Below are 12,284 nucleotides of genomic sequence, written 5' to 3'. Positions count from 1 at the left end.
AGGGCCGTCACACCCCCTCCGTCGCCTGCGGCGACACCTCCCCCAGAGGGGGAGGATTTAGGTGTGCACTCCTCCCCCTCTGGGGGAGGTGGCTCGGAGCGAAGCGGAGAGACGGAGGGGGCCCGCCCGCACGAAAAAGGCCCCGCGCCGGAGCACGGGGCCTCAAATCTTTCGATCCGGCTAGGATCAGGCCGCGACGACCTCGGTCGCCTGTTCGGCCAGGATGGTCAGGCCTTCGCCGTTGACGTCGGCGAAGCCGCCCTTGAGGTCGTACTGGGTCTTGGCCCCGTCGACATAGACGGTCACCAGACCCTCGCGCAGGGCGGTCATGAAGGGGGCGTGGTCCGGCAGGACGCCGAAGTCGCCCTCGACGCCCGGCGCGTCCACCTGGTCCACGAGGCCCGAGAAGACCTCGCGTTCCGGCGAGACGAGGGAGAAGTTCAGCTTGCCGGCCATGATCAGGCTTCCGACGCCATCTTCTCGGCCTTGGCGACGGCCTCTTCGATCGCCCCGACCATGTAGAAGGCGGCTTCCGGCAGGTGGTCGTATTCACCGGCGACGATGCCCTTGAACGAGCGGATCGTGTCGGCCAGCTCGACGAACTTGCCGGGCGAGTTGGTGAACTGTTCGGCCACGAAGAAGGGCTGCGACAGGAAGCGCTGGATCTTGCGGGCGCGCGAGACGACCAGCTTGTCCTCTTCCGACAGCTCGTCCATGCCCAGGATGGCGATGATGTCCTTCAGGCCCTTGTACTGCTGCAGCACTTCCTGGACCGAACGGGCCACGTTGTAGTGCTCCTCGCCGATGACCAGCGGGTCCATGATCCGCGAGGTGGAGTCCAGCGGGTCAACGGCCGGGAAGATGGCCTGGGCGGCGATGTCGCGATTCAGAACCGTGGTCGCGTCCAGGTGGGCGAAGGAGGCGGCGGGCGCCGGGTCGGTCAGGTCGTCGGCGGGCACATAAATGGCCTGGACCGAGGTGATCGAGCCCTTCTTGGTCGAGGTGATCCGCTCCTGCAGGTTGCCCATCTCGGTCGCCAGCGTCGGCTGATAGCCCACGGCCGAGGGGATGCGGCCCAGCAGAGCCGACACTTCGGAACCGGCCTGGGTGAAGCGGAAGATATTATCGACGAACAGCAGCACGTCCTTGCCTTCCTCGTCGCGGAAGTACTCGGCGATGGACAGGCCGGTCAGGGCGACGCGGGCGCGGGCGCCGGGGGGTTCGTTCATCTGACCGTAAACCAGGGCGCACTTGGAGCCCTCGGTCGAACCGCCGTTCTTGGCCGGATCGACGTTCACGTTCGACTCGATCATCTCATGATACAGGTCGTTGCCTTCGCGGGTGCGCTCACCCACGCCGGCCAGGACCGAATAACCGCCGTACGCCTTGGCGATGTTGTTGATCAGTTCCTGCATGGTCACGGTCTTGCCCACGCCGGCGCCGCCGAACAGGCCGATCTTGCCGCCCTTGGTGTAGGGGCACATCAGGTCGATGACCTTGATGCCCGTGACCAGGATTTCCGACGAGGTGGACTGCTCCTCGAACGAGGGCGCCTCCTTGTGGATCGGACGGTATTCGGCGGTCTTGATCGGGCCCTGCTCGTCGATCGGCTGGCCGACGACGTTCATGATGCGGCCCAGGGTGCCGGGCCCGACCGGCGCCTGGATCGACGATCCGGTGTCGGTGACGGGCTGACCGCGCGTCAGGCCTTCGGTCGTGTCCATAGAGATGGTGCGGACCATGTTCTCACCCAGGTGCTGGGCGACTTCCAGAACCAGGGTGAAGGGCTCGCCCGTCTTCTGGTCGATGTTCTGGGTGTGCAGGGCGTTCAGGATCGCCGGCAGATGGCCGGTGAACTCGACGTCCACGACGGCGCCGATGACCTGGGCGATCTTGCCGGTGGCGACGACGGAGCCCGGCGCGGTCGAGGCGGCGGGCGCCTTCTTGACGGCGGGTTTGCGGGCGGCGGGTTTCTTGGCGACGGTGTCGGTCATGGCTGGGGTCCGTATCGGAATGTCTGTTCGGTCGGGATCAGAGGGCTTCGGCGCCGGCGATGATCTCGATCAGCTCGGTGGTGATCTGGGCTTGGCGCTTGCGGTTGTATTGCAGCGTCAGGGCGTTGATGAGGTCGCCGGCGTTGCGCGTGGCGTTGTCCATCGCCGCCATCTGCGACCCGAAGAAGCCGGCCTGGTTCTCGTACAGGGCGGCCAGGATCTGGGTCGTCAGGTTGCGGGGCAGCAGGGTCTCGAGGATTTCCTCTTCCGAGGGCTCGTAGTCATAGACCGCGCCGTTCAGGTCGATCGGGGCCGCGTCGCCTTCGACCACGGCCGGGATCAGCTGTTTGCCGGTCGGCACCTGCTGGATGACCGACTTGAACTGGCTGTAGAACAGGGTGACCACATCGGCCTGGCCGTTCTCGAACGCCGTAGCGATCATTTCGGCGACCGGCTGGGCCAGGGGCAGGCCGATGGTCTTCTGGGCGCTCAGCTCGAAGGTGTGGATCACCTTGACGCCGTACAGACGCGTCAGCTGATCGCGCGACTTGCGGCCGACGGCGATGATCTTCACGTCCTTGCCGTTGGCGATCAGGCTGTTGATCCGCTCGCGCGCGGCGCGGATGACGTTGGTCGAGAAACCGCCCGCCAGACCCTTGTCCGCCGTCGCCACCACGATCAGGTGACGCTGGTCCTGACCCGTGCCGGCCAGCAGCTTGGGCGCGTCGGCGCCCGAGACGCCGGCGGCCAGATTGGCGATGACCGAAGCCATCTTGCGCGCATAGGGCCGGGCGCTCTCGGCCTGGTCCTGGGCGCGTTTCAGCTTGGCCGCGGCGACCATCTGCATGGCCTTCGTGATCTTCTGCGTGGCTTTCACGCTTCCGATCCGATTGCGCATTTCCTTGAGGCTGGCCATCCGGCTTTGCTCTTCCTCTAACTAACCGGCGGGTTCAGGCGAAGGTCTTGACGAAGGCGGCCAGGATGTCCTTCAGCTCGGCCTCGAGGTCGGCGGTCAGGTCCTTCTTGGTGCGGATGCCGTCCAGCAGCGAGGCGTGGTTCGCGTGGATGCGGGCCAGCAGTTCCTTCTCGAACCGGCCGACGTCGCCCACGGCGATCCCGTCGATATAGCCGCGCGTGCCGGCGTAGACCGAGACGACCTGTTCTTCCATCGCCAGCGGCGAATATTGCGGCTGCTTCAGCAGCTCGGTCAGGCGTTCGCCGCGGGCCAGAAGCTTCTGGGTCGAGGCGTCCAGGTCCGAGCCGAACTTGGCGAAGGCGGCCATCTCGCGATACTGGGCCAGCTCGCCCTTGATGGTGCCGGCGACCTTCTTCATCGCCTTGGTCTGGGCCGACGAGCCGACGCGCGACACCGAGATGCCGACGTTCACGGCCGGACGGATGCCCTGATAGAACAGGTCCGATTCCAGGAAGATCTGGCCGTCGGTGATCGAGATGACGTTGGTCGGGATATAGGCCGAGACGTCGTTCGCCTGGGTTTCGATGATCGGCAGGGCGGTCATCGAGCCCGAACCATAGTCCGCGTTCAGCTTGGCCGAGCGCTCCAGCAGGCGGCTGTGCAGGTAGAAGACGTCGCCCGGATAGGCTTCACGGCCCGGCGGGCGGCGCAGCAGCAGGGACATCTGGCGATACGCAACAGCCTGCTTGGACAGGTCGTCATAGACGATCAGGGCGTGCATGCCGTTGTCGCGGAAGAACTCGCCCATGGCGGTGCCGGCGAAGGGCGCCAGGAACTGCAGCGGGGCCGGTTCCGAAGCCGTGGCGGCGACGACGATGGTGTATTCCAGCGCGCCCGACTCTTCGAGGGTCTTGACGATCTGGGCGACGGTCGAACGCTTCTGGCCGATGGCGACGTAGATGCAATAGAGCTTGGCGCTCTCGTCATCGGTCTTGTTGACGTTCTTCTGGTTCAGGATGGTGTCGACGGCGACGGCGGTCTTGCCGACCTGACGGTCGCCGATGATCAGCTCGCGCTGGCCGCGGCCGACGGGGATCAGGGTGTCGATGGCTTTCAGGCCGGTCTGCATCGGCTCGTGAACCGACTTGCGCGGGATAATGCCCGGCGCCTTGACGTCGACGCGGCGGCGCTCGGTGAACTGGATCGGGCCCTTTCCGTCGATCGGCTCGCCCAGCGGGTTGACGACGCGGCCCAGCAGGCCCTTGCCGACCGGCACGTCCACGATCTCGCCCAGGCGGCGCACGTCGTCGCCCTCGGCGATGGCGGCGTCGGCGCCGAAGATCACGGCGCCCACATTGTCGCGTTCCAGGTTCAGGGCCATGCCCTTGACGCCGGCCTTGGTGAACTCGACCATTTCGCCGGCCTGGACATTGTCCAGACCGTGGATGCGGGCGATGCCGTCGCCGACCGACAGCACGCTGCCGACGTCGGAGACATCGGCTTCGACGCCGAAGTTGGCGATCTGCGACTTGAGGATGGCCGAGATTTCAGCGGCGCGGATGTCCATGACGGGCTCTCTGTTCTTCAGTCTTCTGCGGGTGCGCCGATCAGGCGCGCATTCGTTGTGGCGGGAGCGGGCCTTAGGCCCGCTTGAGGGCGAACTTCATCTGGTCGAGCTTGGTCTTCAGCGAGGCGTCGAACAGTTTCGAGCCCACCTTGATCTTCAGGCCGCCCAGGATCGACGGATCAACGCGCGTGGTCAGTTCCGGCGCCTTGCCCAGGCTGGCGTTCAGCGCGGTCTTGATCGCGGCCACTTGCTTGGCGTCCAGCGGCTGGGCCGAGACGACCTCGGCGGCGACGATGCCGGCGTGTTTGGCGTAGCGGGCCTCGAAACCGGCGATCACGCCGGGCAGGTCCTTGGCGCGATGGTTCTGCGCCAGCAGGCCCAGGAAGTTGGCGGTCGTCTGTTCGAACTTGGCCTTGGCGGCGATGGCGACCAGACCCTTGCCCTGATCCTCGGCCGAAATGACCGGCGAGGTGGCCAGGCGGCGCAGGTCGGCGCTCTCGATCCACGCGGCCTTCAGCGACGCCAGATCAGCACGGACGGCGTCCAGGCGGCCGGTTTCCAGCGCCAGATCAAACAGCGCCTGTGCGTAGCGATCGCCGACTTCCGTCGTTCTGAAATCATCAGCCACTGATTAGGGTCCGAGGTCGTTGTGTCAGGGTCGCGACCGAATGCGGGGTCGCAACGGTCAAAAGCCTGAAATGCTTACGGAAAGCACGATAGAGGCCGTATTCGCGAATACGCCCCCTTCAAGCCGGGCGCCTGATAGCACGGGGTTTTGCTGCTCGCAACATTGCGTGAAGGGCGATAAGGCCGCACCCCGTCACCAGCGCCCGCGCGGCGTGTCGCACACCGGTCATTCCCACATGGGATATCGCGCCCTTAACAAGCTGCCCCGAGCCTTGAGATCCCGAGCCCCAAGATGAAGCCTGCCGCCCTGCTGATCGCCGTCGCCGTCGTCTCCGCCGCCCTGAACCCGGCCTCCGCGGCCCAGCCGACAGCCTCGGACGCCGCGCAGCCTGTGCGGCTGATGAGCTACAACATCCGCTACGACGCGCCCGACGACACGCCGAACTGGACACAGCGTCGCCCGCACATGGCGCACCAGATCGCCTTCTTCGATCCCGACGTTCTCGGGGTGCAGGAGGCCTTGCCGCATATGGTCGCCTATCTGGCCGAACAGGCGCCGGCCTATGACCATTACGGGGTCGGTCGAGACGACGGCGCCCAGACAGGCGAGACGACGACCCTGTTCTGGCGTCGCGACCGGTTCGAGACGATCAGCACCCAGACCCTGTGGTGTTCGACCACGCCGGACCGGCCGTCCAAGGGCTGGGACGCCGCCCTGCCCCGCACGATCACCCGCGTCGTCCTGCGCGATCGGACCGACGGCGGCCTGCTGGACGTGCGCAACGCCCATTTCGACCATGTCGGCGTGATCGCCCGCGAAGAATGCGCCGCACTGGCCGCTGACATGGCGCCAGCCTCGGTCGACGGCGTGACGGCGTCAGTGGTCCTGATGGGAGATTTCAACACCGGCCCCGACAGCGCCCCCTATCGCCGCATCCTCGCCTCAGGCCTGCGCGACGCCCGCGCGGTCAGCCCCGTCGTCTTCGGCCCGGCCGGCACCTACAACGCCTTCGACATCGCCAAGGACAATGACGGCGTCGCCATAGACCATGTCTTCGTCGGCCCCGGCCTGTCGGTCGAACGCTACGGCGTGCCGACCCATTCCTTCGCAGGCCAGGTGATCTCGGACCACTTCCCTGTCGTGGTCGATATCGCCCTGGACGGCCGGTGATTGCCAAATGGCGGCCAGGGGTGCGACCATTGCGCCGCACCCATGCGCTTGATCGGAACCTGCGGCGGCCCTAGCGCTTTCCGCCCCTGCTTTTCCCTCTAGGACATTTCATGCTCGACAGCATTACGCCCCTGCTCTCCGACCCGGCCGCCTGGGCCGCGCTGGTGACGCTCATCGTGATGGAGGTCGTGCTCGGTATCGACAACCTGATCTTCATCTCGATCCTGTCGAACAAACTGCCCGAGCATCAGCGCCAGAAGGTCCGGCGCATCGGCATCGGCCTGGCCCTGGTCATGCGCCTGGCCCTGCTGTCGATCATCGCCTGGCTGGTGGGCCTGGTTCAGCCGGTCTTCACCGTCGCGGGCAACGAATTCTCCTGGAAGGATCTGATCCTGATCGCGGGCGGCCTGTTCCTGGTCTGGAAGGCCACCAAGGAGATCCACCACACCGTCGATCCCACGCCGACCCATGACGTGATGGACAAGAAGGACGTGATGATCACCAACGCCGGCGCGGCGATCTTCCAGATCATCCTTCTGGACCTGGTCTTCTCGATCGACTCGATCCTGACCGCCGTCGGCATGACCGAACACCTGCCCATCATGGTGGTCGCCGTCTTGGTCGCCGTCACCGTCATGCTGCTGGCCGCCGATCCCCTGGCCAACTTCATCAACGAAAACCCCAGCGTCGTCATGCTGGCGCTGGGCTTCCTGCTTATGATCGGCATGGTGCTGATCGCCGACGGCTTCGGCTATCATGTGCCCAAGGGCTATATCTACGCCGCCATGGCCTTCTCGGCCGGGGTCGAGGCCCTGAACATGCTGGGTCGCCGCTCCGCGACCAAGAAGGAAAAGGCCACGGCCGCCCGCGCCCAGGCCGACCAGGCCGAGGCCCGCGCCAAGAAGGCCGAGGCGGAAGCCGCCGCCGAAGGCGCCTGACCCGATGACCCGCCTGTCGTTGCGCCTCACCGGCCTCGCCGCCGGTCTGCTGCTGGCGACGGGCGGATTCCTTCCGGTCCGCGCGGAGGTTCCGGTCCAGGCCTACGAGGTCGTGCGCGCCTATCCGCACGACCGGACGGCCTTCACCCAGGGCCTATTGTTCCACGACGGCGCCCTGTACGAGAGCACGGGCCAATACCCGTCCTCCATTCGCCAGGTGCGACTGGAGACGGGCGAGGTGGTGCGCCGTCGCGACCTGCCGACCGTCTATTTCGGCGAGGGCATGACCACGCTGGACGGCAAGCTCTACAGCCTGACCTGGCGCAACCACATCGGCTTCATCTGGAAGCTCGACGACTTCTCGCCGCTGGGCGGCTTCTCCTATCCCGGCGAGGGCTGGGCCCTGACCACCGACGGGCGACGGCTGATCATGAGCGACGGCACCGACCAGTTGCGCTTCCTCGATCCCGACACCCTGGCCGAGACCGGCCGCGTCTCCGTCACCGCCGACGGCAAGCCGCTGGACCAGATCAACGAGCTGGAATGGATCGACGGCGAGGTCTTCGCCAACCTGTGGCAGGACAACCGCATCGCCCGCATCGACCCGGAGACCGGCGTGGTGAAGGCCTTCATCGACCTGACCGCACTGGTTCCCAAGAACGCCGGCCTGGCCCCCCGGGACGACGTCCTGAACGGCATCGCCTGGGACCCCGCCGGCAAACGCCTGTTCGTCACCGGCAAGCGCTGGCCGCAACTGTTCGAGATCAAGCTGCGCTGATCCCAGACACAGCGAAGGGCCGGACGCCTGCATGCGTCCGACCCCTCGCCGCCTGTACTCCGACTTCAGTCAGCCGTGCAGGTCGAACCGGTCCAGCTCCATGACCCGGGCCCAGGCCGCGACGAAGTCGTCGACCAGCTTCTTCTGACCGTCCGCCTCGGCGTAGACCTCAGCCAGGGCGCGCAGCACGGCGTTGGAGCCGAACACCAGATCGACGCGGGTGCCGGTCCAGCGCAGCTCTCCGGTCTTGCGGTCGCGCCCGTCGAACAGGTCCTTGGCGGGCGACGACGCGGACCATTTCACGCCCATGTCCAGCAGATTGACGAAGACGTCGTTGGTCAGAACGCCCGGCCGATCCGTCAGCACCCCGTGGGTCGAACCGCCCACATTGATGTTGATGGCGCGCAGCCCCCCGATCAGCGCCGTCATCTCGGGCGCGGTCAGGGTCAGACGCTGGGCCTGGTCGATCAGCAGGGATTCGGCGGAAACGGCGTAGCGGGCCTTCTGGTAGTTGCGGAAGCCGTCGGCGACCGGCTCCAGATAGCTGAAGGACTCAACGTCCGTCTGGGCCTGGCTGGCGTCCGTCCGGCCGGGCGTGAAGGGCACGACGACCTCATGTCCCGCCGCCTTGGCCGCCTGTTCGACACCCGCCGCGCCGGCCAGCACGATCAGGTCGGCCAGCGACACCTTCTTGCCGCCGACCTGGGCCTGGTTGAAGGCGAACTGCACGCCTTCCAGCGTCTTCAGCACCCGCTCCAACTGCTCGGGTTGATTGACGGCCCAGTCCTTCTGCGGCGCCAGGCGAATGCGCGCGCCGTTGGCGCCGCCCCGCTTGTCCCCGCCCCGGAAGGTCGAGGCCGAGGCCCAGGCCACGCCCACCAGCTCCGAGACGCTCAGCCCCGTGGCCAGCACCTGGGCCTTCAGCGCGACCACGTCGGCCGCGTCGATCAGCGGATGATCGACGGCCGGCACGGGATCCTGCCAGACCAGTTCCTCCTTGGGGACTTCCGGGCCCACATAGCGCGAGCGCGGCCCCAGATCGCGGTGGGTCAGCTTGAACCAGGCGCGAGCAAAAGCCTCAGAGAAGGCCTGCGGATTGTTCAGGAAGCGACGCGAGATCTTCTCGTATTCCGGGTCGAACCGCAGCGACAGATCGGTGGTCAGCATGGTCGGCCGACGCATCTTGGTCGGATCATGGGCGTCGGGGATAACCAAGCCCGCGTCCTTGGCCACCCACTGGTGCGCCCCGGCCGGCGACTTCTCCAGCTCCCATTCGAAGGCGAACAGGTTCTCGAAGAAGAAGTTGCTCCACTGGGCCGGGGTCTGGGTCCAGGTCACTTCCAGACCACTGGTGATGGCGTCGCCCGCCTTTCCGCTGCCGAAGCTGGAGGCCCAGCCCAGGCCCTGGGCTTCCAGACCGTCAGCCTCGGGCTCGGGTCCGACGTGGTCGGCCGGGCCGGCGCCGTGGGTCTTGCCGAAGGTGTGGCCGCCGGCGATCAGGGCGACCGTCTCCTCGTCGTTCATCGCCATCCGCGCGAAGGTGTCGCGGATGTCGCGCGCCGCCGCGATCGGATCGGGATTGCCGTCCGGCCCTTCCGGGTTGACGTAGATCAGGCCCATCTGGACCGCCGCCAGCGGGTTCTCCAGATCGCGGGTGTGCTCGACCCCGTCGGCGGTGTCGTCTGCGACCAGAACGGCCTCGTCAGCCGGCTTGTCCACGCCGTGCGAACCGCGCGAGTACCGCTCGTCCCCACCCAGCCAGGTGTTTTCACGCCCCCAGTAGACGTCTTGATCCGGCTCCCAGGTGTCTTGGCGCCCCCCGGCGAAGCCGAAGGTGCGGAAGCCCATGGTCTCCAGCGCCACGTTCCCGGTCAGGATGAACAGGTCGGCCCAGGAGATGGCCTGGCCGTATTTCTGCTTGATCGGCCACAGCAGGCGACGCGACTTGTCGATGTTCACATTGTCCGGCCAGGAGTTCAGCGGGGCGAACCGCTGCTGGCCGCGCCCGCCGCCGCCCCGGCCGTCGCCGACCCGATAGGTGCCCGCGCTGTGCCAGGCCATGCGGATGAACTGCGGCCCGTAATGGCCGAAGTCCGCCGGCCACCAGTCCTGCGAGTCGGTCATCAACTGGCGCAGGTCGTTCTTCAGCGCCTCATAGTCCAGCTTGGAAAAGGCCTCGCGATAGTTGAACCCCTCGCCCAGCGGGTTCGACCGCGACGAATGCTGGTTCAGCAGGTCCGTGCGCAGCTGCCCCGGCCACCAGTCGCGGTTCTGGACCCCGCCCCCGGCGACCGACTCTGTCGTCGCGCCTGAGAACGGGCATTTGGCTTCGGTGGTCATGGCGGTCTTCCCTATGATGGCGCGATGCGGCGGGCGTGTTGGCGATAGCCCCTTCGTCGATGTGGCTATTCATGCACGGTCTAGCTTCATAAGACCAATCGATTATCTTTGATCTTTGTATAGGCTTGCCCTATTCGCTCGCCATGCTCCCCACCCTGCGTCAACTCCAGTATCTGAAGCTTCTCGCCGAACACGGCAGTTTCTCCCGCGCCGCCGAGGCCGCCCACGTCAGCCAGCCCGCCCTCAGCGCCGGGGTGCAGGAGCTGGAGCGGATCCTGGGCGCCCCCGTGGTCGAGCGGGCGCGCGGCGCCGTCATCATGACCGCCGTGGGGGTGGAGGCCGTGCGCCGGGCCGAGGACGTCCTGGCCCGGACCGAGGATCTGGTCGAGGCGGCCAAGAACGCCGGCCGGCTTCTGTCGGGCCGGTTCCGCCTGGGCGTGATCCCGACCGTGGCCCCCTTCCTGCTGCCCGCCAAACTGCCGTCGCTGAAGATCGCCTATCCGAACCTGAAACTGTTCATCCGCGAGGATCTGACGCCCCGTCTGATCGCCGCCCTGAAGGCGGGCCAGATCGACGCCGCCGTCATCGCCCTGCCCTACGACGCGCCGGGCGTCGAACACGCCCGCATCGGCGACGACGAGATCATGGCCGCCGCCCCCCACGACCACGCCCTGGCCGCGCCCGGCCCAATCCGGCCCGGTTCGCTGCGGGCCGAGGATCTGATCCTGCTGGAGGACGGCCACTGCCTGCGCGACCACGCCCTGGCCGCTCTCGATATCGAGGCCCCGCGCGGCGACGACGTCTTCGCCGCCACCAGCCTGCACACCCTGATCCAGATGGTCGGCTCGGGGCTAGGCGTCTCCTTCCTGCCCAAGATGGCGGTCCAGGCCGGTCTGGCCGACACCCCGTCGGTCGTCATCCGCGCCTTCGAAAACCAGGCCGACGGCGCCCCGCCCCACCGCGAAATCGTCGTCGCCTGGCGCTCCGGCTCCAGCCGCGCGGCGGAGGCGCGACTGCTGGCGGAAGCGCTGAAGCTGGATTGAGGGTCGCAGGATGACGGACGCCAAGCTCAAGATCGCCGTGATCGGCCCCGGCGCCATCGGCGGCACGGTGGCGGCCTGGCTGGCGCAGCGGGCGGACGTCAACGTCCTGGTCTGCGCCCGCACGCCGTTTACGGACCTGGAGATCGACACCCCCGGCGGGCGGATCGGCGCCACGCCAAGGATCGCGACCCGCCCGGACGATCTGACACCCGTCGACTGGGTGATCGTGACCACCAAGACCTATGACACCGCCTCGACCCTGACCTGGCTCGAGGGGCTGATCGGCCCTGAAACGCGGGTGGCCATTCTCCGCAACGGGGTCGAACACCTGGCCCCGTTCGCCGACCGAGTCCCCGTCGACCGTCTCGTCCCCGCTGTGGTGGACATACCGGCCGAACGCCGGGCGCCCGGCCGGATCCTTCAGAGACGCGACGGCTGGATCAAGACGCCCGACAGCGAAGCGGGCGCGGCCTTCGCGGCCCTGTTCGCCCATACGCCGATCCGCGCCGAGACCACGCCCGACTTCCGGTTCGAGGCCTGGAAGAAGCTGGCCCTGAACTGCGCCGGCGCCGTCAACGCCCTGATCCTCAAGCCCTCGGGGATCGCGCATGACGAGGGCGCCGCCTTCGTCATGCGCGCCCTGGTCGCCGAATGCGTCGCGGTGGGCCGGGCGGAAGGCGCCGTCCTGGCCGACGATCTGCCGGACCAGGTGATCGCCGGCTATCGCGCCGCCGCCCCGGACGGGATCAACTCGCTCCACGCCGACCGCGCCGCCGGCCGCCCCATGGAGCTGGACGCCCGCAACGGCGTCATCGTCCGCCTCGGCGCCCGCCACGGCGTGCCGACCCCGGCCAACGCCATGATCGTCGCCCTGCTGAACGCGGCGGCGCTGTAGGCGCGGTCCCGCTTT

At 67.3% G+C, this 12,284-nt stretch carries 11 protein-coding genes; 5 read left to right on the top strand and 6 right to left on the bottom strand.

Features of this window, described 5'->3' with window-relative positions; translation table 11 throughout:
* Nucleotides 1–186: 186 nt before the first annotated feature.
* From ACW17X_RS13500 to ACW17X_RS13480, 5 genes are all read right to left on the bottom strand, one after another.
* Nucleotides 187–456 carry an ATP synthase F1 subunit epsilon gene (locus ACW17X_RS13500; protein ID WP_492098133.1) on the bottom strand — a complete coding sequence of 90 codons (270 nt, stop codon included), beginning with the start codon at nucleotides 454–456 and terminating at the stop codon, nucleotides 187–189.
* A 2-nt stretch (nucleotides 457–458) separates the two neighbouring features.
* The gene (gene atpD / locus ACW17X_RS13495) at nucleotides 459–1,994 is read right to left on the bottom strand and encodes a F0F1 ATP synthase subunit beta (protein ID WP_492098132.1); all 1,536 of its coding nucleotides are present in this window, start codon (nucleotides 1,992–1,994) and stop codon (nucleotides 459–461) included.
* A gap of 37 nt (nucleotides 1,995–2,031) precedes the next feature.
* Complete coding sequence (locus tag ACW17X_RS13490) at nucleotides 2,032–2,910, bottom strand: F0F1 ATP synthase subunit gamma (protein WP_492098130.1); 879 nt, start codon at nucleotides 2,908–2,910, stop codon at nucleotides 2,032–2,034.
* Nucleotides 2,911–2,944: 34 nt separating this feature from the next.
* Complete coding sequence (gene atpA / locus ACW17X_RS13485; RefSeq protein ID WP_492027199.1) at nucleotides 2,945–4,477, bottom strand: F0F1 ATP synthase subunit alpha; 1,533 nt, start codon at nucleotides 4,475–4,477, stop codon at nucleotides 2,945–2,947.
* A 73-nt stretch (nucleotides 4,478–4,550) separates the two neighbouring features.
* Nucleotides 4,551–5,105, bottom strand: a complete 555-nt coding sequence (locus ACW17X_RS13480; RefSeq protein ID WP_492098128.1) for a F0F1 ATP synthase subunit delta — start codon at nucleotides 5,103–5,105, stop codon at nucleotides 4,551–4,553.
* Between the two features lie 291 nt (nucleotides 5,106–5,396).
* Between ACW17X_RS13480 and ACW17X_RS13475 the strand changes: the two genes are divergently transcribed.
* From ACW17X_RS13475 to ACW17X_RS13465, 3 genes are all read left to right on the top strand, one after another.
* Nucleotides 5,397–6,275, top strand: a complete 879-nt coding sequence (locus ACW17X_RS13475; RefSeq protein ID WP_492098126.1) for an endonuclease/exonuclease/phosphatase family protein — start codon at nucleotides 5,397–5,399, stop codon at nucleotides 6,273–6,275.
* 110 nt (nucleotides 6,276–6,385) lie between these two features.
* Nucleotides 6,386–7,213, top strand: coding sequence for a TerC family protein (locus tag ACW17X_RS13470; protein WP_492098124.1), 828 nt, complete (start codon nucleotides 6,386–6,388; stop codon nucleotides 7,211–7,213).
* A gap of 4 nt (nucleotides 7,214–7,217) precedes the next feature.
* Nucleotides 7,218–7,991: a glutaminyl-peptide cyclotransferase gene (locus ACW17X_RS13465; protein ID WP_492098122.1), complete on the top strand. Its 774-nt coding sequence runs from the start codon at nucleotides 7,218–7,220 to the stop codon at nucleotides 7,989–7,991.
* A 69-nt stretch (nucleotides 7,992–8,060) separates the two neighbouring features.
* Here ACW17X_RS13465 and katG read toward each other — a convergent pair whose 3' ends face one another.
* A complete protein-coding gene (gene katG / locus ACW17X_RS13460) occupies nucleotides 8,061–10,331 on the bottom strand; it encodes a catalase/peroxidase HPI (protein ID WP_492098120.1) in 2,271 nt (756 codons plus the stop codon).
* A 143-nt stretch (nucleotides 10,332–10,474) separates the two neighbouring features.
* Here katG and ACW17X_RS13455 point away from each other — a divergent pair, with 143 nt between their 5' ends.
* Both ACW17X_RS13455 and ACW17X_RS13450 read left to right on the top strand, forming a co-directional pair.
* Nucleotides 10,475–11,374: a hydrogen peroxide-inducible genes activator gene (locus ACW17X_RS13455; RefSeq protein WP_492098119.1), complete on the top strand. Its 900-nt coding sequence runs from the start codon at nucleotides 10,475–10,477 to the stop codon at nucleotides 11,372–11,374.
* Between the two features lie 10 nt (nucleotides 11,375–11,384).
* Nucleotides 11,385–12,269, top strand: coding sequence for a 2-dehydropantoate 2-reductase (locus tag ACW17X_RS13450; RefSeq protein ID WP_492098117.1), 885 nt, complete (start codon nucleotides 11,385–11,387; stop codon nucleotides 12,267–12,269).
* Nucleotides 12,270–12,284: the final 15 nt, after the last annotated feature.

This window comes from Brevundimonas sp. FV1ye4L (assembly GCF_058681255.1).
This window is presented reverse-complemented; position numbering and strand designations above follow the sequence as displayed.